The following is a 23,304-nucleotide window of genomic DNA, read 5'->3' on the forward strand; positions in this document are numbered from 1 at the left end:
AAAAGGCCATCCGAGGATGGCCTTCAAAAAACTAGAGAGGTTTTTTACTTACACGGCCGCAACCGGGCGCATGTAAGAGATCGGTGCGGTGCTGGCGTCTTCGAACGTCACCACTTCCCAAGCGTCTGTCTGCTCAATCAACTTGCGCAGCAGCTGGTTGTTCAGTGCATGACCGGACTTGAAGCCTTTGAACTCACCAATCAGGCTGTTGCCCAGCAGGTACAGGTCGCCAATTGCATCGAGGATCTTATGTTTGACGAATTCGTCTTCATAACGAAGACCGTCTTCGTTCAACACGCCATCGGCGTCGACCACGATTGCGTTTTCAACGCTGCCGCCGAGTGCGAGGTTGTGCTTGCGCAGGTACTCGATGTCACTCATGAAACCAAAGGTACGCGCGCGGCTGACTTCTTTTACGAACGAAGTGCTGGAAAAGTCCACGCTTGCACTCTGGGTGCGGTCCCGGAAAACCGGGTGATCGAAATCGATCTCGAAGCTCACCTTGAACCCTTCGAAAGGCACGAAAGTGGCGCGCTTATCGCCGTCTTCCACTGTCACTTCACGCAGGATGCGGATGAATTTCTTGGCGGCGTCCTGTTCTTCCAGGCCTGCCGATTGAATCAGGAATACGAAGGGTCCAGCGCTGCCATCCATGATCGGGACTTCGGACGCGGAGAGCTCGACGTAGGCGTTATCGATGCCCAGGCCAGCCATGGCCGAGAGCAAGTGCTCTACCGTGTCCACTTTGACGTCGCCATTGATCAGCGTCGTCGACATAGTGGTTTCACCGACGTTTTCCGCGCGGGCAGGAATCTGCACCACAGGGTCGAGGTCAGCGCGACAAAACACAATGCCAGTGTCGACAGGCGCAGGCTTGAGGGTCAGGTAGACCTTCTCACCGGAGTGCAGGCCTACACCTGTGGCACGGATAATATTTTTCAGTGTGCGTTGTTTAATCATGGCTTGGGCCGCTTCAGCGCAAATTGCGAACTGGTATCAACAAAGGCTGGCGATGATAGCAGACCATGCCTTTGCTGAACACCAATCACCTTCATAGGCCTGATACATTCCATCAATCGGCCTGACGACGCAGGAATGCCGGGATGTCCAGGTAGTCCAGGTCATCTTGCGGATTCATCTTCGCGGCAGCCGCAGCACCGGCCTGAGCCTGGTTGCGCATGACGGTCGGACGGTCCAGATCACGGTAGTTCACCGCTGGCGCTTCCTGGCGGGCCGGAGCCGGTTGTTGCACCTGCGCCGATGCCATGGAGGTGTGAACGGTATTGTCGATGACCTTCACAGGCTTCTCGATTTTCGCGCCCAGACCGGTAGCGACTACGGTGACGTGCAGCTCGTCGCGCATGTCCGGATCGATAACGGTACCGACCTTGACCATGGCGTGCTCGGAAGCGAAGGCTTCGATGATCGAACCGACGTCGGAGTACTCACCCAGCGACAGGTCGGGACCTGCGGTGATGTTCACCAGGATGCCGCGTGCGCCCTGCAGGTTGACGTCTTCGAGCAGCGGGTTGCGGATCGCCGCTTCAGTCGCTTCACGTGCACGGTTCGGACCGCTGGCGCAGCCAGTGCCCATCATCGCCATGCCCATTTCGCTCATCACGGTACGCACGTCGGCGAAGTCGACGTTGATCATGCCCGGACGCTTGATGATGTCGGAGATACCGCGAACGGCACCGGCCAGTACATCGTCTGCCTTGGCGAAAGCCGACAAGAGGCTTGCGTCTTTGCCGAGGATGGTCAGCAGTTTTTCGTTCGGAATGGTGATCAGCGAGTCAACGCTTTCCGAGAGCATGCGGATGCCTTCGTCGGCGATCTGCATACGCTTGCGGCCTTCGAACGGGAACGGACGAGTCACGACCGCAACGGTCAGGATGCCCATTTCCTTGGCCACTTCGGCAATGATCGGCGCTGCACCGGTACCGGTACCGCCGCCCATGCCCGTGGTAATGAACACCATGTTGGTGCCCTGCAGCACTTCGGCAATGCGCTCGCGGTCTTCCAGCGCGGCCTGACGACCGACTTCAGGGTTGGCGCCCGCGCCCAGACCTTTGGTCACGCCGGTGCCCAGTTGCAGAATGGTCCGCGCGCCGATGTTTTTCAGCGCCTGAGCATCGGTGTTGGCGCAGATGAACTCAACGCCTTCGATGTTGCTCTTGACCATGTGATTGACAGCGTTGCCGCCGCCACCGCCGACACCGATAACCTTGATTACCGGGCTTGCGGGGATGTTGTCTACGAGTTCGAACATTTTCCCTCTCCTTACATTCTCTAGTTTTTTCGCCTACTGCTGTTTGTTGCGGTGTATCTACTGCAGTTGCTTGCCGCTTGAAGCTTGTCGCTTCAAGCTGCTTTTAAAAGTTTCCCTGAACCCACTTCTTCAAGCGGTCCAGCAACGGTGCCTGCGGCTCTTCGTTGCTGTAGCTGTCGCGGCTGCCGATGCCGGAGAACGAAACCCCGTCGGACTGCTTTTGCAGGCCGTACATCAACAAGCCAACGCCAGTGGAATAGATCGGGTTGCGCACCACGTCATCCAGGCCCTTGACGCCATGTGGGACACCGAGGCGTACCGGCATGTGGAAGATTTCCTCGGCCAGTTCAGTGGCGCCTTCCATCTTCGAGGTGCCGCCAGTCAGCACGATGCCGGCCGGGATCAGGTCTTCGTAGCCGCTGCGACGCAGCTCGGCCTGGATCAACGTGAACAGTTCGTCGTAACGCGGCTCGACCACTTCGGCCAGGGCCTGACGCGACAGTTCGCGCGGTGGACGGTCGCCAACGCTCGGCACCTTGATGGTTTCGCCGGCACCGGCCAGTTTGGCCAGGGCGCAGGCGTAACGGATCTTGATCTCTTCGGCGTACTGGGTCGGGGTGCGCAACGCCATGGCGATGTCGTTGGTCACCTGATCACCGGCAATCGGGATCACCGCGGTATGCCGGATCGCGCCTTCGGTGAAGATCGCGATGTCGGTGGTGCCGCCGCCGATGTCGACCAGGCACACGCCCAGCTCTTTCTCGTCGTCGGTCAGTACCGAGTAGGCCGAGGCCAGTTGCTCGAGAATGATGTCGTCGATTTCCAGACCGCAGCGACGCACGCATTTTTCAATGTTCTGCGCGGCGTTGACGGCGCAGGTGACCACGTGAACCTTGGCTTCCAGACGTACGCCGGACATGCCCAGTGGCTCGCGCACGCCTTCCTGGTTATCGATCACGTAATCCTGCGGCAAGGTGTGCAGCACGCGCTGGTCGGCCGGGATCGCCACGGCCTGAGCGGCGTCGAGCACACGCTCAAGGTCCGCCGAGCTGACTTCACGATCACGGATCGCAACGATGCCGTGGGAGTTCAGGCTGCGGATGTGATTGCCGGCCACGCCGACAAATGCCGAGTGAATGCGGCAGCCGGCCATCAGCTGGGCTTCTTCGATCGCGCGCTGAATCGATTGCACGGTGGACTCGATGTTGACCACCACGCCCTTCTTCAGGCCACGGGACGGATGGGTACCGATCCCGACGATTTCCAGCGAGCCGTCGTCGGAAACCTCGCCGACCAGCGCCACCACCTTGGAGGTGCCGATATCGAGACCGACGATCATTTTGCCGCTTTGCACGTTTGCCATGGGTCCTGCCTCTTCTTAATTCTTTGCGACAGCGGGTTGGGCTGTCGTCGGCGCTACGGGTTCCCGCCAGCCAACAGCGAGGCCGTTGGCGTAGCGCAGATCGATGCGCGCAATGTTCGTAATCTGCTCTTTCAGCGTCTTGTCATAGATGGCGATGAAGCGGCGCATCTTTTCCACCAGGTTGCCGCGTCCCAGCAGCAACTCGATGCCGGGGCCGGAACTGCCGGCACCGGTGGTCAGGAACCAGCTGCCGCGTTCACGCAATTCCAGGCGTGCAATCGAAAAACCCAGCGGCCGCAGCATCTGGCTCAGCACCTGGTACTGCTGCATCACTTGCTGCTGCGCCCGTTGTGGACCGAACAGCTGCGGCAGGTGCTCGTAGTTCGCCAGTTCCTTTGGCGTGAACGCCTGGCCCTGGTTGTTCAGTAACGACTCGTCGCCCCAACGCGCGACCGGCAGTTGCTCTTCGAGGCGGATCACCACTTGATCCGGCCACACGCGACGCACTTCGGCGTGGGCGATCCATGGCATCTGCTCAAGCTCGGTGCGCATCCCGGCCAGATCGATGGTGAAGAAGCTCGACGCCACGAATGGCGCGATGCGCTGCTGCACCGCCTGCTGGCTGATGTAGCTCAGGTCGCCCTGCACCGCGATCTTGCTGATCGGCCGGTCGGCATACGGCAGCAGCCGCTGCGCGCCTTCGTACGTACCGAAGCCCAGCGCCACCAGCAGTACCGGCCAGAACAGGCTTTTCAGAAAACCGAAATTGGCTTTCGGCAGGCGCGCGGACATCGGCTCTTTCGCCACCATTCGGCTGGCGCCACGCGGCACCGGCTTGCGGCCGGGTGCGGGGGGCTGATGTCGCAGATGAGCGCCTTGCATGGTCTTAACCTCGCGCCTCTTTATTGCCAGCGTCTTCAACGCTGGCCGCCAGAATGGCCAGTACCAGTTGCTGGAAATCCAGACCGGCAGCCCGCGCCGCCATCGGCACCAGACTGTGATCGGTCATGCCCGGTGCGGTATTGACTTCGAGGAACCAGAACTGCCCGTCGGCGTCCTGCATCACGTCCGCCCGGCCCCAACCAGCGATACCCAGTGCCTCACAGGCCTTGGCCGTGAGATCCATGAGTTCCTGTTCCTTGGCGGCATTCAGCCCGCACGGAATGCGGTACTGGGTATCGTTGGCGATGTACTTGGCGTCGTAGTCGTAGAACGAGTGCGGTGTACCCAGAGCGATAGGAGGCAACACCTGGTCACGCAGAGTGGCGATGGTGAACTCCGGACCTTGAATCCATTGCTCGACCAACACTTGTGAATCGTAGGTACTGGCCGCTTTCCATGCGTCGATCAACTCGGACGCAGAACTCACTTTGGCCATCCCGATACTTGAACCTTCATGCGCCGGTTTGACGATCAAAGGGAAGCCCAGTTCCGTCGCCGCCGAAATACAATCGGCTTCGCTGCACAGCACGGCGTGACGCGGCGTCGGAATCCCGAGGCTGTGCCAGACCTGCTTGGTGCGCAGTTTGTCCATCGCCAGTGCCGAGGCCAGAATGCCGCTGCCGGTGTACGGAATGCCCGCGCACTCCAGCAGGCCCTGCATGCTGCCGTCTTCGCCGCCGCGACCGTGAAGAATGATGAACGCACGGTCGATCTTTTCGCTGAGCAGACGCTGCAGGAAGTCTTCGCCGACATCGATGCCGAACGCGTCCACGCCGGCGCTTTGCAGCGCCTCGAGCACGGCGTTACCGGATTTCAACGAAACCTCACGCTCGGCACTCAGGCCGCCGAAGAGCACGGCGACGCGGCCGAAGTCTTTCGGCGCGATCGTGGAAAACAGCTTGGCGTAGGCAGCAGTCATTTCAACTTCCCCTCGACCGACGCCGCCACGGCGCCAGCGAACAATTCACTTTTCAACAGCTTCGGCGCGAGCCCGCCAATGTCACCGGCGCCCTGGCACAGCAGGATGTCACCGGCACGCAGCAGCGGCTTGACCAGCGGCGCCAGATCAACGCCACGCTCGATGTAGATCGGGTCGAGCTGACCGCGCTGACGGATGCTGTTGCACAGTTTGCGGCTGTCCGCACCGGGGATCGGTTCTTCGCCGGCCGGATAGACTTCCATCAGCAGCAGCACGTTGGCATCGGCCAGTACATTGACGAAGTCGTCGTACAGATCGCGCGTGCGGCTGTAACGATGCGGCTGGTAGACCATCACCAGACGGCGCTCCGGCCAGCCACCGCGCACGGCTTTGATCACTGCGGCGACTTCAGTCGGGTGATGGCCGTAGTCATCGACCAGCATCACGTTGCCGCCGTCGACCGGCAGTTCGCCGTAGACCTGGAAGCGCCGACCCACGCCCTGAAAACCCGAGAGGCCCTGAACGATGGCTTCATCGCTGACGCCCTCGTCAGTAGCGATGCAGATGGTCGCCAGCGAGTTGAGCACGTTGTGGTTGCCGGGCATGTTCACCGACACTTCCAGCGGCTCACGGTCCGGGCGCAGCACGGTGAAGAATGTCTGCATGCCCTGCTGACGCACATTGATTGCGCGCACGTCGGCGTCTTCGCTGAAGCCGTAGGTCACGGTCGGACGTTTGACCAGCGGCAGGATTTCGCGCACCACCGGATCGTCCAGGCACATCACCGCCAGCCCATAGAACGGCAGGTTGTGCAGGAATTCGACGAAGGTTTTCTTCAGTTTGTTGAAGTCGCCGTCGTAGGTCGCCATGTGGTCGGCGTCGATGTTGGTGACCACGGCCACCAGCGGTTGCAGATGCAGGAAGCTCGCGTCGCTCTCATCGGCTTCGGCGATCAGGTAACGGCTGGTGCCAAGCTGGGCATTGGTGCCCGCCGCGTTCAGACGACCACCGATCACGAAGGTCGGGTCGAGGCCACCGGCAGCGAACACCGAAGCGATCAGGCTGGTGGTTGTGGTTTTGCCGTGCGTACCGGCGACGGCGATGCCGTGGCGATAGCGCATCAGCTCGGCGAGCATTTCCGCACGCGGTACCACCGGAATTCGACGCTCAAGCGCAGTCGCGACTTCCGGGTTGGAGGTGTTCACCGCGCTCGACACCACCAGCACATCGGCAGCGGCGGCGTTCTCGGCACGGTGGCCGATGAAGATCTGCGCGCCGAAGGATTCCAGGCGCTCGGTGACCGGCGACGCTTTCAGGTCGGAACCGGAGACTTGATAGCCCAGGTTCAGCAGCACTTCGGCGATACCGCACATGCCCACGCCGCCGATACCGACGAAGTGGATGCGGCGGATGCGGCGCATTTCCGGTTGTGGCATGGCTTTCTGATTCTCAACCATGGGCCACCTCCAGACAGGTATCGACCACGCTACGGGTGGCATCGGGTTTGGCCAGACGGCGGGCCGCTTGGGCCATTGCTTCGAGTCGTTGCGGTTGCATCAAGACCTCTGTCAGGCGCGCGGCAAGGTCCGCGGCGCCAGTCGTTCTTTGCGGCATCAGGAAGGCAGCGCCTTCGCGGGCCAAATAATCGGCGTTGCGGGTCTGGTGATCGTCGATCGCGTGGGGCAAAGGCACCAGCATCGAGGGCAGACCGGCGGCAGCCAGCTCACTGATGGTCAACGCGCCTGCGCGGCACACCACCAGGTCAGCCCAGCCATAGGCTTGAGCCATGTCTTTGATGAACGGCTGCACCTGCGCTTCCACACCCACGGCGTGGTAACGCTCGGCAGTCACGGCATCGTGATTCTTGCCGGCCTGATGAAACACTTCCGGGCGCAGGTCGGCAGCGACTTGGGCCAGGGCTTCAGGCAGCAATTTGTTCAACGGTTCTGCACCCAGGCTTCCGCCGAGGATCAGCAAACGCGCTTTGCGCCCGGCCAGAGCAGGACGCGAGGTATCGAGGAACAGCTCGCTGCGCACCGGATTGCCGGTGGTACGGCGGCTGTCCGACAGAGTAAAGGTGTCGGGGAACGCTTCACACACTCGGGCGGCGAACGGCACCAGCAACCGATTGGCGGTGCCGGCGACCGCGTTCTGCTCGTGAACGATCACCGGCACGCCGGCCAGTTTCGCAGCGAGGCCGCCAGGGCCGGTCACATAACCGCCGAAGCCGACCACGCACACCGGCTTCAGCCGGCGCATGATCGCCCGCGCCTGCCACACCGATTTGAGCAACATCAACGGTGCCTTGAGCAGCGACAGCTTGCCCTTGCCGCGCAAGCCGCTGGCGTTGATCCGATGCAGCTCCAGACCGGCCGCCGGGACCAGTTCGTTTTCGATGCCGCGTGGCGTGCCGAGCCAGTGCACGGTGTAGCCGCGCGCCTGAAACTCGCGGGCACAGGCCAGCGCCGGGAACACGTGGCCGCCGGTCCCGCCGGCCATGATCAAGACGTTAGCGCCCATGAGTCGGCTCCTCGGCGAAGTCGCTTTCATGGAATTCCATCTCTTCGCTGCCCAAGTGGGTTCGACTCTCCCACTCGATGCGCAGCAACAAGCCTAGACAGGCACAGCAGATCACTAGCGAACTGCCGCCGTAACTGAGGAACGGCAAGGTCAGACCCTTGGTGGGCAGCAGGCCGACGTTCACGCCGATGTTGATCAGGAACTGACCGATCCACAGGAACGACAAGCCATACGCCATATAAGCGGCGAAGAACTGCTTGGACTTCTCGGCCCACAAGCCGATGTACATGCCGCGAATACACACGAACACGAACAGCGCCACGGTGCACAGCGAACCGACCGCGCCGAGTTCTTCGGCGAGGACCGAGAACACGAAGTCGGTGTGCGCTTCTGGCAGGTAGAACTGCTTCTGCACGCTGTTGCCCAGGCCGACACCCAGCCATTCGCCGCGACCGAAGGCGATCAACGCTTGCGACAGTTGATAACCGGCGCCGAACTGGTCGGCCCACGGGTCAGCGAAGTTGGTCAGACGCGCCATCCGGTAGGGCTGCATCTGAATCAGCAAGACCACGGCCCCGACCGCCAGCACCACCATCAGCGAGAAGCGGAACAGCCCGACCCCGCCAAGGAACAGCATCGCTGCCGCCGCGCCCATCATCACTACGGTGGCACCGAAGTCCGGCTCCATCAGCAGCAGACCAGCCATTGGCAGCAGCACGATGAACGGCTTGAAGAAACCCATCCAGCTCTCGCGCACTTCTTTCTGGCGACGCACCAGATAGCCGGCGAGGTAGATCACCACAAACACCTTGGCGATTTCCGAAGGCTGCACGTTGAAGAAGCTGAAACCGATCCAGCGCATCGACCCGTTCACTTCGCGGCCGATGCCGGGGATGATCACCATCACCAGCAAACCGAACGCACCGATCAGCATCATCCAGCCGAGGCGTTGCCAGGTGGCGATCGGGATCATCATGGTGACGATGCACGCGCCCAGCCCCAGCACCACATAAATAAGGTGGCGAATCATGTAATACAGCGGGCTGCCCGACTGCGCCGCCGCCACTTCAGTGGACGCCGAGGCAATCATGATCAAACCAAGACCGAGCAGCGCCAGACACCCGGCGAGCATCGGGAAATCGAGGTCGATGCCACGCCCGGTGATCAACGGCGACGGGTACGGTTTGATGATGTTTCTCAGGTTCATGCCAATTCCTCCACAGCGCGGACGAACTGGTGACCACGGTCTTCATAATTCTTGAACATGTCGAAACTGGCGCAGGCCGGCGACAACAGCACCACATCGCCCGGTTGCGCGGCGGCGCGGCATTGCGCGACGGCATCGACCAGCGAGGTTGCACGAATCAAGGGCACGGCATTGCCGATCGCGTCGCCGATCTTGTCCGAGTCGCGGCCCATCAGGATCACAGCGCGGCAGTTGGCCGCCACCGGCTCACGCAGGTCATTGAACTCGGCACCCTTGCCATCGCCACCGGCGATCAGAATGACCTTGCCGTCGATGTCCGCGCCGAGGCCTTCGATGGCGGCCAGAGCGGCGCCGACGTTGGTGGCTTTGGAATCGTTGTAGTAGGCGACGCCATCGAGATCACGCACCCACTGGCAGCGATGTTCGAGGCCGGTGAAGTTGCGCAGGGCCGACAGCATGGCGTCGAATGGCAAGCCAACCGCATGGCCGAGCGCCAGCGCCGCGAGGGCGTTGGACTGGTTATGCGCGCCGCGCACTTTCAGTTCACGCACCGGCAACAGATTCTGGAATTCGAACGCCAGGTATTTCTCCCCGCCCTCTTCACGCACGCCGAACGCTTTGAAATCCGGTTTGTTCAGGCCGAAGGTCCAGCACGGCTGGCCCTCGCCGATCAACGGACGGCTCAGCGCATCCTGACGATTGACCACAAATTGCTTCGCACCCCGGAAGATCCGGTGCTTGGCCAGGTGATAAGCCGGCAGACCGCTGTAGCGATCCATGTGGTCTTCGCTGATGTTCAGCACGGTGGCGACTTCAGCATTGAGCTGGTCAGTCGTTTCCAGCTGAAAGCTCGACAGTTCCATCACGTACAGCTCGACGTCGTCGCTGAGCAGATCCAGCGCCGGGGTGCCGAGGTTGCCACCGACGGCGACGCGTTTGCCGGCCGTAGCGGCCATCTCGCCGACCAGCGTGGTGACGGTGCTTTTCGCGTTGGAACCGGTGATCGCAACGATCGGCGCTCGCGCGTTACGCGCGAACAGTTCGATGTCGCCGGCCATTTTTACGCCACGCGCCGCAGCGGCTTGCAGGGCCGGAGTCGCCAGCGCCAGGCCGGGGCTCACGTAGAGCTCGTCGGCACGGCAGAGGAATTCGACGTCCAGCTCGCCACAACGCACTTCCACGTGCGGATAGTCACGCTTGAGCGTGGCCAGTTCCGGTGGATTGTCCCGCGTGTCGGCCACGGCAAACGCCACGCCCCGGTTCGCCAGGAAGCGAACCAAGGACATGCCGCTCTTGCCGAGGCCGACAACGATGCGGAAGTGGTCAGAAGCGATCAGAGACACTCGTTCTACCTCAGCTTCAGGGTGGCAAGGCCGATCAGCACGAGAATCACGGTGATGATCCAGAAACGGACGATCACGCGCGGCTCGGGCCAGCCCTTGAGTTCAAAGTGGTGATGGATCGGTGCCATGCGGAACACACGGCGACCGGTGAGCTTAAAGGACGCAACCTGAATGACCACTGACAGGGTTTCCATCACGAACACGCCGCCCATGATGAACAGGACGATTTCCTGACGGACGATCACCGCGATGGTGCCCAGTGCCGCGCCGAGTGCCAGCGCGCCAACGTCGCCCATGAACACCTGCGCCGGATAGGTGTTGAACCACAGGAAGCCGAGGCCGGCGCCAATCAGTGCGCCGCAGAATACGATCAGCTCGCCCGCGCCCGGTACATAAGGGATCAGCAGGTATTCAGCGAATTTCACGTTACCCGACAGGTAGCAGAAAATCCCCAGACCGCCGCCAACCATTACCGTCGGCATGATCGCCAGACCGTCGAGGCCGTCAGTCAGGTTGACCGCGTTGCTCGAGCCGACGATCACGAAGTAGGTCAGCACGATGAAACCGGCACCCAGCGGAATGCTGTAGTCCTTGAGCATCGGCAGGATCAGCGTGGTTTCCACCGGGGTGGACGCGGTCATATAAAGGAAGATCGCTGCACCGAGGCCGAACACCGATTGCCAGAAATATTTCCAGCGGCTCGGCAGGCCACGCGAGTTCTTCTCGATGACTTTGCGGTAATCGTCGACCCAGCCGATGGCGCCGAACAGCAGCGTGACCAGCAACACCACCCAGACGTAACGGTTGCTGAGGTCAGCCCAGAGCAAGGTGCTGACGCCGATCGACGACAGGATCAGCGCGCCGCCCATGGTCGGCGTACCGGATTTGGACAGGTGCGATTGCGGGCCGTCGTTGCGCACGGACTGGCCGATCTGACGGTTCTGCAGGGTGCGGATCATCCACGGGCCATAGCACAGCGACAAGACCAGCGCGGTCAGCACACCGAGAATCCCGCGCAGGGTCAGGTACTGAAAGACCGCGAAGCCTTTGTAGAACTGTTGCAGATACTCCGCTAGCAGCAGCAGCATTAATGTTTCTCCAGACTGGACCCGCACAGAGCCGCAACGATGTTTTCCATCGCTGCACTGCGCGAACCCTTGATCAATATGGTGGTGTTTGTGTCCTGCTCGGCGTCGAGGGCCTGGATCAGTTCGGCTTGCGTGCCGAAATGATGCGCCTGTTCACCGAAAGCGTTCACGGCGTGGACCATGTTCGGCCCGACAGCGTAAAGCGCGGAAACCTTGCCTCGGGCGTACTCGCCCACGTCGCGGTGCCCCTGCTCCGCCCACTCGCCCAACTCGCCGATATCTCCGAGCACCAGGACGGTGCGGCCGGAAAAGCCGGCGAGTATATCAACGGCGGCGCACATCGAGGTGGGGTTCGCGTTGTACGTGTCGTCGATCACGCGCATGCCGTTTTTCGCCAGTTGCGCGACGGTGCGGCCCTTGACCGGTTGCACGGCGCCAAGCCCGGTCGCGATGCCGAACAACGACACGCCAAGAGCGTGAGCGGCAGCGGCGGCGGCCATGGCATTGGCGACGTTATGGGTGCCGAGCAGGTTCAACTGCACACGCTCGCTGCCTTGCGGTGTGTGCAGATTGAAGGCCGGGCAACCGCGCGCATCGGTGTTCAAATCACTGGCGTAGAAATCCGCCTGAACGTTGCTCAGGGCAAAGGTCAATACTTTGCGAGCGCCTGCACGGGTCTTCCAGATGCCAAAGGCCTTGTCATCAAGGTTGAGCACGGCGATGCCATCGGCCGCGAGCCCGTCGATGATTTCACCTTTGGCTTCGACGATTTTTTCCGGGCCGCCGAACTCGCCAACGTGGGCGGTGCCGGCGTTATTGAGGATCGCAACGTGCGGCTTGGTCAGGCCCACGGTGTAGGCGATTTCGCCGAGACGCGAAGCGCCCAGTTCGATCACGGCCGACGTATGTTCAGGCGCCAGTTCGAGCAAGGTCAGTGGCGCGCCGAGGTCATTGTTCAGATTGCCACGGGTGGCCAGCACCGGGCCGCGGGTGCGCAGGATGCTCGCGAGCATTTCCTTGACCGTGGTCTTGCCACTGGAACCGGTCACGGCGGCTACCGGCTGGGTGAACGCGGCACGGTTCAACGCGCCCAACTGGCCGAGCGCCTGACGGCTGTCCTTGACCAGCAATTGTGGCAACGCACTGTCGGCGACTTCGCGCTCGACCAGTGCAGCGACGGCGCCTTTGCCAGCGACATCGTTCAGATAATCATGACCGTCGAAACGCGGTCCGGTCAGCGCGACAAACAGTTGGCCCGGCTGGATTGCGCGGCTGTCGATGCTGACGCCATTGAAGCTGGCATCGCTGCCGATCAGGCGGGCGTCGAGGGCGTTGGTCAGTTCGCTGAATGTCAGGGCCTTAAGCATGGGCCACCTCCCACGCGGTCAGGGCATGATCGGCCTCGACCAGATCGGAAAAGGCATGGCGCACGCCGTTGATTTCCTGATAGTCCTCATGACCTTTGCCCGCGAGAACAATCACGTCGTCAGCCGTCGCACCGGCAATCAATTGCGCAATCGCCTGACCACGGCCGGCGACGAAGGTGACTTTATCCACAGCAGTGAAGCCGGCGCGGATGTCATCGAAGATCACGGCCGGGTCTTCGGTGCGCGGGTTGTCATCGGTGACCAGCACCTGATCAGCCAAGCGCTCGACCACCTCGGCCATCAACGGACGCTTGCCGCGATCGCGATCACCGCCGCAGCCGAACAGGCACAGCAACTGACCTTTGACGTGCGGGCGCAGTGCGCTCAGAACTTTTTCCAACGCATCCGGGGTGTGGGCGTAATCGACCACCACCAGCGGTTGCGTGCCGCCGCCCAGACGCTGCATGCGCCCGGCCGGGCCTTCAAGTTTCGGCAGCACTTTGAGAATTTCGTCGAGGGCGTAATCCAGACCGAGCAAGGCGCCGACCGCCGCCAGTACATTGCTCAGGTTGAAACGCCCGAGCAGAGTGCTGCGCAGGTGATATTCGCCTTGGGGCGTAACGAGCGTGGCGCGCACGCCATGATCGTCGAACTGCGCTTCGCGGCAAAACAGGTAAGCGCTGCTGTCGAGCAGGCTGTAAGTGATCAGGCGCGATTCGCGCTTGTCAGCGGCCAGTTGCCGACCGAAGTCGTCGTCAAGGTTGACCACGCGGCATTTCAGATCATTCCAGGCAAACAGCTTGGCCTTGGCCTCGGCGTATGCCTGCATGGTGCCGTGATAATCCAGATGATCGCGGGACAGATTAGTCATCACCGCCACGTCAAACGCCAAGGCGGTCACGCGGCCCTGATCCAGACCGTGGGACGACACTTCCATGGCCACGGCTTTGGCGCCGGCCTTTTTCAGGTCGCCCAGGGTTGCCTGCACGGCGATCGGATTCGGCGTGGTATGCAGACCGCTTTCCAGTGCGCCATAGAAGCCGGAACCCAGGGTGCCGACGATGCCGCAATGCTGGCCGAGGAGATCCAGCGCCTGCGCAACCAATTGGGTCACACTGGTCTTGCCGTTGGTGCCGGTCACGCCAATCAGATTCAGGTGATGGCTCGGCTCGCCATAAAAGCGCCCGGCGATGTCCGACAGCTGCGCCGCCAGACCTTTGACCGGGATCAGCGGCACATCGGTGATCGGCAGCACGGTGGCGCCTTCCACTTCATACGCCACCGCAGCCGCGCCGCGTTGCAGGGCATCGGCGATGTGCGCACGGCCGTCGAATTTGCCGCCGGGTACGGCGAGAAACAGATCGCCGGCGCGCACGTTGCGGCTGTCCAGCGCCAATTCACGGATCAACAGATCGTGGCCGGCGTGGGGGAATATCTTGTTCAGACTCAATGACATCAGCCGCGCCCTCCATTGGCTTTCAGCGGAATGACCGGGGTGGCGTTGGCCTGTTGCGTGGTCGGTAGATTGTCCGGGGTCACGTTCATCAGGCGCAGGGTGCCGGACATCACGCGGCTGAACACCGGTGCCGAGACCAGACCACCGAAGTAACCGGCCTTGGTCGGCTCGTCGATCACTACAACGATGGCGTAACGCGGATCGCTCATCGGACCGAAACCGGCGAACAGCGAGCGGTACGAGTTTTCGGCGTAGCCCTTGGTGCCGACCGAAGTTTTACGCGCCGTACCCGACTTGCCACCGACGTGATAAGCCGGCACTTGTGCACGGAACACGCCGCGCGGCGCTTCGATCACCTGCTGCAACATGCCCTGCATGGTTTTCGCCACGGCTTCGGGCAGCACTTGCGTGGTCTGCGGCATCTTGTCGGTTTTGATCAGGGTCAGCGGCGCGAGGCGACCGTTGTTGGCCAACGCCGAGAACGCGTGAACCAGCTGGATCGCGGTCACGGAAATACCGTAGCCGTAAGACAAGGTTGCAGTTTCAGCCTTGCGCCATTCGCGGTAGTTCGGCAGATTGCCGACACGTTCGCCAGGGAAGCCCAGGCCGGTGTCCTGGCCGAGACCGACTTTCTGCGCGAGGCGGAAAATCGTCTCGCCGCCGATATCGAAGGCGACCTTGCTCATGCCGACGTTACTGGAATTGATCAGAATCCCGGTCAGGTCGAGTACCGGGCCTTCGCTCTTGGACACGTCTTTGATGGTGTATTTGCCGATCTGCAACGAGCCCGGATACACCTCGACGGTGTCACTCGGTTTCCAGCGGCCGGTTTCGATCGCCGCGCTCATCGAGATGGCTTTCATGGTCGAACCCGGTTCGAACACGTCGATCATCGCGCGGTTGCGCATCATCGCCGGTTGCAGGTTACGACGGTTGTTCGGGTTGTAGGTCGGCTGGTTGACCATGGCGAGAATCTCGCCGGTCTTCACGTCCATGATCACCAGACTGCCGGCCTTGGCGCCGTTCTCGATGATCGCGTTGCGCAGCTCGCGGTTGGCCAGGTATTGCAGACGCAGGTCAATCGACAACGCCAAGGGCTTGCCGGCCTTGGCGTTTTTGGTGACCTGGACATCCTTGATCAGCCGTCCGCGGCGATCCTTGATCACTTGTCGTTTGCCCGGCACGCCGGCCAGCCATTCGTCATAGGCCAGCTCGACACCTTCGCGGCCGTGATCGTCGATGTCGGTAAAGCCGACCATGTGCGCGGTGACTTCGCCGGCCGGATAGAAGCGGCGGAATTCTTCGATGCCGTAAACGCCCGGCACCTTCAGGTCGAGCACAGCCTGACCCTGCTCAGGAGTCAACCCGCGCACCAGGTAGATGAATTCTTTATTGGCCTGGGCTTCGAGGCGTTCGGCCAAGGCTTTCGGATCTTGACCCAGCGCGGCGGCGAGTGCCGGCCACTTCTCTTTCGCCGATTGCATTTCCTTGGCGTTGGCCCACAGCGTCGTCACCGGGGTACTCACGGCCAGAGGCTCGCCGTTACGGTCGGTGATCAGACCACGGTGCGCCGGAATCGGGATGTGCCGCAGACTGCGCGCGTCGCCCTGCCCTTTGAGGAAGTCACGGTCGACCACTTGCAGATCGATGATGCGCCAGCAGATCGCCGCAACCATCAGGCCGAGCAGCGCCACCATCAGGCGGAAGCGCCACGGGAACAGTGCGCCTTCGAGTTTCATCATGGCGCCACCATCTTCACGTCAGCCGCGCCGGGAATGTGCATCTTCAGTTGTTCGGTGGCCAGCACTTCTATGCGGCTGTGCGCGGTCCAGGTGCTCTGCTCAAGAATCAGCCGGCCCCACTCGGCCTGCGCCTTGTCGCGCACGCTGAGTTCGTTATAAAGGGTGTTGAGCAACTGACGGTTCCAGTGCGCGCTGTACGACACGGCGATGGCCGAAAAAAGCACGCCTATAAACAGCAGCAGCATCAGAAAGCTGCCGCCAGGCAATGGCTTGGCGAAAAGCTTGCTCACCGCAACTTCTCCGCGACTCGCATGACCGCACTACGGGAACGTGGGTTGGCTTTGAGTTCGGCGTCGGAGGCCGTCTGCGCTTTGCCGTGGATTTTGATTTTCGGTTCGAAGGCAACGTGGCGCACCGGCAGGTTGCGCGGCAGATTGTCAGCCTCGCCCTTGACCAGTTTGCGCATGAACAGTTTGACGATGCGGTCTTCCAGCGAATGGAAGCTGATCACCACCAGACGACCGCCGACTTCCAGCGCGTCCAGAGCGGCTTCGAGGCCGGCTTCCAGATCACCCAATTCGTTGTTGACGTGAATGCGCAAACCCTGGAACGCACGGGTGGCCGGGTTCTTGCCCTTTTCCCACGCCGGGTTGGCGACTTTCAGCACTTCGGCGAGATCGGCGGTGCGCTCGAACGGCTTGATATCGCGACGTTCGACCACGGCGCGAGCCATGCGCCCGGAGAAACGCTCTTCGCCGTATTCCTTGAACACCCGGGCGATTTCTTCAGCCGGCGCGGTGTTGACGAATTCCGCTGCGCTGATGCCACGGGACGGGTCCATGCGCATGTCCAGCGGGCCGTCGTTGAGGAAACTGAAACCACGCTCGGCATCGTCCAGCTGCGGCGACGATACGCCGAGGTCGAGCAGAATGCCGCTGACCTTGCCGGTCAGGCCCTGCTCGGCAACCACCGAACCGAGCTCGGCAAAGCTGCGCTGCACAACGACAAAGCGGCCGTCTTCGGCCGCTAGCGTTTGCCCGGTGGCAATCGCTTGAGGGTCCTTGTCGAATCCGATGAGCCGACCGTCCGTGCCGAGCTGGCTCAGGATCAACCGGCTGTGCCCGCCGCGCCCGAACGTGCCGTCCAGATAGCAGCCATCAGGACGTACGGCGAGAGCCTCGACGGCTTCGTCAAGCAGTACGGTGATGTGGTTAAAGCCGCTATCAATAGTCACAGGATCAAATCACGCAGTTCATCAGGCATCGCGCCCGGTTGTTGAATAGCAGCAAGGTCAGCGGCAGACACCGCGTTCCATGCATCCTCGTCCCACAATTGGAACTTGTTCAGTTGGCCCACCAGCATTGCGCGCTTATCCAGCTTGGCGTACTCGCGCAGACGCGGTGGAACCAGAAAACGACCACTGCCGTCGAGTTCGAGGTCGACGGCATTACCAATCAGCAAACGTTGCAGGCGACGGTTCTCTTCGCGAAGCGAAGGCAGTGCGCGCAACTTGGTTTCAATGATTTCCCACTCGTCGAGCGGGTAGACACACAAACATGGATCTACGGCATCAATGGTCACGATCAATTGGCCGGAACTGCGCGAATCGAGCTCGTCACGGTACCGGCTCGGCATGGCGAGACGGCCCTTTGCATCGAGACTGATAGCGTTAGCTCCGCGAAACACGTCTGCGTTTCTCCAATTTTTATCGTTTTGAGCTCAAAAAACCCACTTCATGCCACTTTCCGCCACTTGCGCACACTATAGGAATGCGCCCACCACACCGTCAAGGCGCGGATTAAAGGAAAACCCTTACAGAACGGAGATTTAGCAGCTTAAAAGGAGGCACAACGAGAATCTGACGGCGACTTTTAACCCATAACCTGATGCAGCACTGAAAGCTGCGCTCGAAAGTTAAAGTAGTTTGTTAAGAGTAAGATTTTTTCGGTATTACAAATGCGCTTCTGCTGTTGATTGAAGCACGGTGGGAAATGGCTATTACTGCGTTTGCCGCTGCCGGACTTTCAGCCCAGGCCTGCTGATATTACACAGCCCTGTTGCCATTGATTCAAGCAGGGAAAGAAAAGGTGGAGAGTCGATCTGTAAGCCGGGTTCTGTCTTGAACAGTCATTCGTCTACGATGGCCATCACTGGACATCTTTAGCAACCTACCCGGTCCCAGCGCGGGCCACGCCTTGGGACCCTATTTGGTCTTGCTCCAAGTGGGGTTTACCTAGCCACGAACTGTTGCCAGACGTGCGGTGCGCTCTTACCGCACCTTTTCACCCTTACCGGCGCTTGCGCGCTTAGGCGGTTATTTTCTGTGGCACTTTCCGTAGGCTCACGCCTCCCAGGCATTACCTGGCACTTCGCCCTATGGAGCCCGGACTTTCCTCCCCCCCCTAATTTTCATAGAGGGCAGCGACTGTCCGATCGACTCTCCGCCGCGAAGGTTAACGGCAGAGCGGCCGAAGAACAAGCGCTAAAACCCGCAAGACCGCTATGGGCGACGGCTTACACGCCTTTCTGTTTTTCCAGCGCAACCTGATAAAGCACGTTTTTGCGTTCACCGGTGATCTGTGCAGCAAGCGCAGCGGCGCGCTTGAGCGGCATTTCTTCGAGCAGCAGATCGAGGATACGCATCGCCTCGCTGCTGACCGCATCTTCGGACTCCGGCGCGGTCCAGCCCGCCACCAACACCACGCACTCGCCACGCTGCTGATTGCTGTCGGACTCGACGAACGCGCGCAGCTCGGCCAGCGGCAAACCCTTGAGCGTTTCGAAGGTCTTGGTGATTTCCCGGGCCAGCAAAGCCTGACGCTCGCCGCCGAACACTTCTTCCATGTCCTGCAGACATTCAAGAATGCGGTGCGGGGCTTCATAGAAGATCAAGGTGCGCGGCTCTTCCTTGACGGCTTCGAGACGCGCCTTGCGCCCCACCGACTTGGCCGGCAGAAAGCCTTCGAAGATAAACCGGTCGGACGGCAGCCCGGCCGCCGACAACGCCGCGATCAACGCGCAGGCGCCCGGCACCGGCACCACGTTGATGCCGGCCGCCCGCGCCTGCCGCACCAGGTGATAACCCGGATCGGAAATCAGCGGAGTGCCGGCATCGGAGATCAGCGCGACATTGTCACCGGCCAGCAGACGGGTAATAAAGCGACTACCTTCATCCCGTTCGTTGTGTTCGTGGCAAGCCGCCAGTGGCGTGCCGATGCCGAAGTGCTGCATCAGCCGCGCCGAATGCCGCGTGTCTTCGGCGGCGATCAATGCCACTTCGCGGAGGATTTTCAGGGCCCGGGCGCTGATGTCGTCCAGGTTGCCGATGGGCGTCGCCACCACATAAAGCGAGCCAGCAGCGGAATTCAGGGAACCTGGAGCAGTCAAAGCGCACACCTCGTGATCGGTAAAAGCGGCCATTGTAGCGCGTCACGAGGCTTGCGACGTGCTCGCGCCGAGCGCGGTTTTTCGCACAGTTGTGGGCCGCCGCAACATTTACTCCAGCTAAATTACCCGTTTCACGCCAGTAACATCGCGCCCCGGCCAGTGCTTGGGTACAATTCCACGCTAATTTGATCGAGTATCAGGAACACTTACATGATCGCTTGCCTGCGGCTGTTCACTGCCCTCTGCCTCGCTGCCTTGTTGGCGGCTTGCGCCAGCTCCCCTTCCTCCAGCCTTGGCGAACTTCCACGGACTCCGGATGCCAGCATCGAGCAACTGCTCGAACAGGCGACCCAGGCTAAAACCCCGGAAAAAGCCGCACTGTTGCGTTTGAGCGCCGCTGACCTGGCCTATCGTCAGGGCAATGCCGGCCAGTCCGCGCAAATCCTGCAACAAGTGCCGGTCGAGCAACTCAAGCCCGGCCAGCAGATTTTCGCCAACACGCTTTCCGCCGAACTGGCGATGACCCGCAATCAGCCGAAAGCCGCGCTGACGGCCCTGAGCCATCCAAGCCTGCAGAAACTCGGCGAGATGCCGGAAGAACAGCAAGTGCGCACCGGCACCGTGCATGCCCGCGCTCTGGAAGCGGATGGCCAGACTCTGGCCGCCGCCCGTGAACGCGTGTTCATCGCACCGATGCTCGAAGGCGAAGCCGCAAGCAAGAACCACGAAGCGATCTGGACCCTGATCGGCTCGCTGCCGGCCGACCAACTGCAAGCCAACAGCACCGACGACCTCGGCGGCTGGATGGCTCTGGCCCTGGCGGTAAAAACCGCCGGCACGCTGGAGCAGCAGCAAGCGGCGATCGACAACTGGCGCACGCAGAACCCCAAGCACCCGGCCGCGATCAACCTGCCGCTGCCGCTGACCAAACTCAAGGAACTGGCCAGCCAGCCACTGAGCAAGATCGCCCTGCTGCTGCCACAGGATGGCCAACTGGCCGCAGTCGGCAAAGCCTTGCGCGAAGGCTTCATGGCGGCGCACTACCAGGCCCAACAGGCCGGGCAGAAACCGCCAGCCATCGAGTTCTACGACAGCTCCAAGCTGACCTCGATGGACGAGTTCTACCGCAAGGCACAGGCTGACGGCGTGCAACTGGTGGTCGGCCCGCTGGAAAAACCGCTGGTCAAACAACTGAGCACCCGCCCGCAACTGCCAATCACCACCCTCGCGCTGAACTACAGCGAAGGCGATCAGGGCCCGGCGCAGCTGTTCCAGTTCGGTCTGGCCGCTGAAGACGAAGCCCGCGAAGTCTCGCGTCGTGCCCGTGCCGATGGCCTGCATCGCGCCGCGATCATGGTGCCGAAGGGCGAATGGGGCGACCGCGTATTGCGTGCATTCAGCCAGGACTGGCAGGCCAACGGCGGCAGCATCGTCGCTACAGAGCGTGTTGATCAGCCGGTGCAACTGGCCCAGCAGATCGCCGACATGTTCCAGCTGCGTCAGAGTGAAGCCCGCGCCAAGAGCCTGCAGAACGCTGCCGGCACCAACGTCGCCGCGCAGCCTTCGCGTCGCCAGGACATCGAGTTCATCTTCCTTGCCGCCACGCCACAGCAAGCGCAGCAGATCAAGCCGACCCTGAACTTCCAGTACGCCGGTGACGTTCCGGTCTACGCGACTTCGCACGTCTACAGCGCCAGCGGTGACGTCAACCAGTACAACGACATGAACGGCATTCGCTTCTGCGAAACTCCATGGCTGCTGGACACCAGCGATCCACTGCGTCAGCAAGTGGTTGCCCAGTGGCCGCAAGCCGCCGGCAGCCTCGGCCGTCTGTATGCAATGGGCGTTGACGCCTATCGCCTGGCTCCGCGTCTGGGCCAGCTCAAGGCCCTGCCGGACAGCCGCATCGATGGTGAGTCGGGCAGCCTCGGCATGACCCAGACCCAACGCGTCGTCCGTCAGCTACCTTGGGCACAGTTCGTCAGCGGTCAGGTGCAGCGTCTGCCGGACACTCCGCGCTGATGCCCGACAGGTCACGCTCGCAAAGCGGCAAGGATGCCGAGCGCCAGGCGCTCGAGCATCTGCAAAACCGGGGTCTGCGCCTGCTGGCGCAGAACTGGTTATGCAAACGCGGCGAGCTTGATCTGGTCATGCTTGATGGCGATACAGTAGTATTCGTCGAAGTTCGCTATAGAAAGAACACTCAATGGGGCGGCGCGCTTGCCAGCATCGATGCGCGCAAGCAGCAGAAACTGATTTTCGCCGCGCAGTATTTTCTTCAGCGTGAATCGCGCTGGGCCAATTCCCCCTGCCGCTTCGACGTGGTGGCGATCGACAGCCACCCCGATCAACTGAACTGGTTGCAGAATGCTTTCGACAGTTGATCGCCGGCGTTGCGACCCGGACAATTTCACCGACACATTTTGCTCTTTGCTTTGCGGGCTGCACATTCATGTGCCGGACAGCCGCGCTACTTAAGGTCACACAGATGGACATGCAATCCCGAATTCGCCAGCTTTTCCAGGCCAGTATCGACACCAAGCAACAGGCGATGGACGTACTTGCACCGCACATCGAGCAAGCCAGCCAGATCATGGTCAACGCCCTGCTCAACGAGGGCAAGATGCTCTCGTGTGGCAACGGCGGCTCCGCCGGTGACGCGCAGCACTTTTCCTCGGAGCTGCTCAACCGCTTCGAGCGCGAGCGCCCGAGCCTGCCGGCGATCGCGCTGACCACCGACACCTCGACGATCACCTCGATCGCCAACGACTACAGCTACAACGAAGTGTTCTCCAAGCAGATCCGCGCACTGGGCCAGCCCGGCGACGTACTGCTGGCGATTTCGACCAGCGGTAACTCGGCGAACATTATTCAAGCGATCCAGGCCGCACATGATCGCGAAATGATTGTCGTAGCTTTGACCGGACGCGATGGCGGCGGCATGGCGTCGCTGCTGTTGCCCGAGGACGTCGAGATTCGCGTACCGGCCAACGTCACTGCACGTATTCAAGAAGTCCACTTGCTGGCGATCCATTGCCTCTGCGATCTGATCGACAGCCAACTGTTCGGGAGTGAAGAATGACCCCTAATCGCCTTGGCCTTCTGGCCTTGACTCTGTGCCTCGGCATCAGCGGCTGCACCTCGGTGGTGAATGCCAGCCGTGAAGCGCCGATCGAAGACGACCGTGGCACGCGCACCTTCGGCAGCAAGATCGACGACTCGTTGATCGAAACCAAGGTCGGCGTGAACATCGCCAAGGCTGACCCGGCCCTGGACAACGATTCGCACATTGTCGTCACCAGCTTCAACGGTGTGGTACTGCTCGCCGGCCAGACCCCGCGCGAAGACCTCAAGGCCAAGGCCGAACAGGCCGCCGCCAACGTGCAACGAGTGAAGAAAGTCCACAACGAACTGCAAGTGCTGCAGCCTTCGTCCCTGCTGGCCCGCCAGAATGACGCGTGGCTGACCACCAAGATCAAGACGCAGATGCTCACCGACGCCAGCATTCCCGGCTCGCGCATCAAGGTCATTACCGAAAACGGCATCGTCTACCTGCTGGGCCTGCTGACCAAACAGGAAGCCACTCAGGCGACCAATCTGGTGCAAGGTGTGTCCGGGGTGCAGAAGATCGTGAAGCTGTTCGAGTACATCGACTGACCGCTGAACGACAGACACAAAAAAGGCGATCCATCCGGATCGCC

Annotated in this window: 21 protein-coding genes and 1 other RNA gene; 4 read left to right on the forward strand and 18 right to left on the reverse strand. The window is 61.4% G+C overall.

Annotation, left to right across the window (positions count from 1 at the left end; all coding sequences use genetic code 11):
* Positions 1–48: 48 nt before the first annotated feature.
* From lpxC to rsmI, 18 genes are all read right to left on the reverse strand, one after another.
* Complete coding sequence (lpxC, locus tag ACGSLL_RS14420; RefSeq protein WP_007916984.1) at positions 49–960, reverse strand: UDP-3-O-acyl-N-acetylglucosamine deacetylase; 912 nt, start codon at positions 958–960, stop codon at positions 49–51.
* Positions 961–1,072: 112 nt separating this feature from the next.
* Positions 1,073–2,269, reverse strand: coding sequence for a cell division protein FtsZ (ftsZ, locus tag ACGSLL_RS14425; protein ID WP_016986475.1), 1,197 nt, complete (start codon positions 2,267–2,269; stop codon positions 1,073–1,075).
* A 103-nt stretch (positions 2,270–2,372) separates the two neighbouring features.
* Positions 2,373–3,632 (reverse strand): cell division protein FtsA, encoded by a 1,260-nt coding sequence (ftsA, locus tag ACGSLL_RS14430; protein ID WP_007916987.1) that lies wholly within the window; start codon positions 3,630–3,632, stop codon positions 2,373–2,375.
* A 15-nt stretch (positions 3,633–3,647) separates the two neighbouring features.
* Positions 3,648–4,514, reverse strand: a complete 867-nt coding sequence (locus ACGSLL_RS14435) for a cell division protein FtsQ/DivIB (RefSeq protein WP_073473459.1) — start codon at positions 4,512–4,514, stop codon at positions 3,648–3,650.
* Positions 4,515–4,518: 4 nt separating this feature from the next.
* Positions 4,519–5,493 carry a D-alanine--D-alanine ligase gene (locus ACGSLL_RS14440; RefSeq protein ID WP_394506810.1) on the reverse strand — a complete coding sequence of 325 codons (975 nt, stop codon included), beginning with the start codon at positions 5,491–5,493 and terminating at the stop codon, positions 4,519–4,521.
* A complete protein-coding gene (murC, locus tag ACGSLL_RS14445; RefSeq protein WP_090286114.1) occupies positions 5,490–6,950 on the reverse strand; it encodes a UDP-N-acetylmuramate--L-alanine ligase in 1,461 nt (486 codons plus the stop codon). Before murC ends, ACGSLL_RS14440 begins: the two co-directional genes overlap by 4 nt.
* Complete coding sequence (gene murG / locus ACGSLL_RS14450; protein WP_208939831.1) at positions 6,943–8,013, reverse strand: undecaprenyldiphospho-muramoylpentapeptide beta-N-acetylglucosaminyltransferase; 1,071 nt, start codon at positions 8,011–8,013, stop codon at positions 6,943–6,945. The genes murC and murG overlap by 8 nt, the downstream gene beginning before the upstream one ends.
* On the reverse strand, positions 8,003–9,220 hold the full coding sequence (gene ftsW / locus ACGSLL_RS14455; RefSeq protein WP_394506811.1) for a putative lipid II flippase FtsW: 1,218 nt from the start codon (positions 9,218–9,220) through the stop codon (positions 8,003–8,005). The genes murG and ftsW overlap by 11 nt, the downstream gene beginning before the upstream one ends.
* Positions 9,217–10,563 (reverse strand): UDP-N-acetylmuramoyl-L-alanine--D-glutamate ligase, encoded by a 1,347-nt coding sequence (gene murD / locus ACGSLL_RS14460; protein ID WP_394506812.1) that lies wholly within the window; start codon positions 10,561–10,563, stop codon positions 9,217–9,219. Before murD ends, ftsW begins: the two co-directional genes overlap by 4 nt.
* A gap of 5 nt (positions 10,564–10,568) precedes the next feature.
* Positions 10,569–11,651, reverse strand: coding sequence for a phospho-N-acetylmuramoyl-pentapeptide-transferase (mraY, locus tag ACGSLL_RS14465; RefSeq protein WP_007956769.1), 1,083 nt, complete (start codon positions 11,649–11,651; stop codon positions 10,569–10,571).
* On the reverse strand, positions 11,651–13,018 hold the full coding sequence (locus ACGSLL_RS14470) for a UDP-N-acetylmuramoyl-tripeptide--D-alanyl-D-alanine ligase (RefSeq protein WP_394506813.1): 1,368 nt from the start codon (positions 13,016–13,018) through the stop codon (positions 11,651–11,653). The genes mraY and ACGSLL_RS14470 overlap by 1 nt, the downstream gene beginning before the upstream one ends.
* Entirely contained in the window at positions 13,011–14,474 is a 1,464-nt protein-coding gene (locus ACGSLL_RS14475) for a UDP-N-acetylmuramoyl-L-alanyl-D-glutamate--2,6-diaminopimelate ligase (RefSeq protein ID WP_394506814.1), read from the reverse strand. Before ACGSLL_RS14475 ends, ACGSLL_RS14470 begins: the two co-directional genes overlap by 8 nt.
* Positions 14,474–16,213 carry a peptidoglycan D,D-transpeptidase FtsI family protein gene (locus ACGSLL_RS14480; RefSeq protein ID WP_203422138.1) on the reverse strand — a complete coding sequence of 580 codons (1,740 nt, stop codon included), beginning with the start codon at positions 16,211–16,213 and terminating at the stop codon, positions 14,474–14,476. Before ACGSLL_RS14480 ends, ACGSLL_RS14475 begins: the two co-directional genes overlap by 1 nt.
* Positions 16,213–16,506 carry a cell division protein FtsL gene (gene ftsL, locus ACGSLL_RS14485; RefSeq protein ID WP_016773269.1) on the reverse strand — a complete coding sequence of 98 codons (294 nt, stop codon included), beginning with the start codon at positions 16,504–16,506 and terminating at the stop codon, positions 16,213–16,215. The genes ACGSLL_RS14480 and ftsL overlap by 1 nt, the downstream gene beginning before the upstream one ends.
* The gene (rsmH, locus tag ACGSLL_RS14490; protein ID WP_394506815.1) at positions 16,503–17,450 is read right to left on the reverse strand and encodes a 16S rRNA (cytosine(1402)-N(4))-methyltransferase RsmH; all 948 of its coding nucleotides are present in this window, start codon (positions 17,448–17,450) and stop codon (positions 16,503–16,505) included. Before rsmH ends, ftsL begins: the two co-directional genes overlap by 4 nt.
* Positions 17,447–17,902, reverse strand: coding sequence for a division/cell wall cluster transcriptional repressor MraZ (gene mraZ, locus ACGSLL_RS14495; protein WP_007917012.1), 456 nt, complete (start codon positions 17,900–17,902; stop codon positions 17,447–17,449). Before mraZ ends, rsmH begins: the two co-directional genes overlap by 4 nt.
* 401 nt (positions 17,903–18,303) lie before the next feature.
* Positions 18,304–18,657, reverse strand: an RNA gene (gene rnpB, locus ACGSLL_RS14500) — RNase P RNA component class A.
* Between the two features lie 73 nt (positions 18,658–18,730).
* Positions 18,731–19,636, reverse strand: a complete 906-nt coding sequence (gene rsmI / locus ACGSLL_RS14505) for a 16S rRNA (cytidine(1402)-2'-O)-methyltransferase (RefSeq protein ID WP_394506816.1) — start codon at positions 19,634–19,636, stop codon at positions 18,731–18,733.
* Positions 19,637–19,813: 177 nt separating this feature from the next.
* On the opposite strand from rsmI, the gene ACGSLL_RS14510 reads away from it, so the two are divergent.
* From ACGSLL_RS14510 to ACGSLL_RS14525, 4 genes are all read left to right on the forward strand, one after another.
* Positions 19,814–21,625, forward strand: a complete 1,812-nt coding sequence (locus ACGSLL_RS14510; RefSeq protein WP_394506817.1) for a penicillin-binding protein activator — start codon at positions 19,814–19,816, stop codon at positions 21,623–21,625.
* The gene (locus ACGSLL_RS14515) at positions 21,625–21,987 is read left to right on the forward strand and encodes a YraN family protein (RefSeq protein WP_394506818.1); all 363 of its coding nucleotides are present in this window, start codon (positions 21,625–21,627) and stop codon (positions 21,985–21,987) included. The genes ACGSLL_RS14510 and ACGSLL_RS14515 overlap by 1 nt, the downstream gene beginning before the upstream one ends.
* Before the next feature lie 104 nt (positions 21,988–22,091).
* Positions 22,092–22,685 carry a phosphoheptose isomerase gene (locus ACGSLL_RS14520; protein WP_008082788.1) on the forward strand — a complete coding sequence of 198 codons (594 nt, stop codon included), beginning with the start codon at positions 22,092–22,094 and terminating at the stop codon, positions 22,683–22,685.
* Positions 22,682–23,260 carry a BON domain-containing protein gene (locus ACGSLL_RS14525; RefSeq protein WP_090286140.1) on the forward strand — a complete coding sequence of 193 codons (579 nt, stop codon included), beginning with the start codon at positions 22,682–22,684 and terminating at the stop codon, positions 23,258–23,260. Before ACGSLL_RS14520 ends, ACGSLL_RS14525 begins: the two co-directional genes overlap by 4 nt.
* Positions 23,261–23,304: the final 44 nt, after the last annotated feature.

Source organism: Pseudomonas retamae, from assembly GCF_043496865.1.
GTDB classification, from domain to species: Bacteria; Pseudomonadota; Gammaproteobacteria; order Pseudomonadales; family Pseudomonadaceae; genus Aquipseudomonas; species Aquipseudomonas retamae.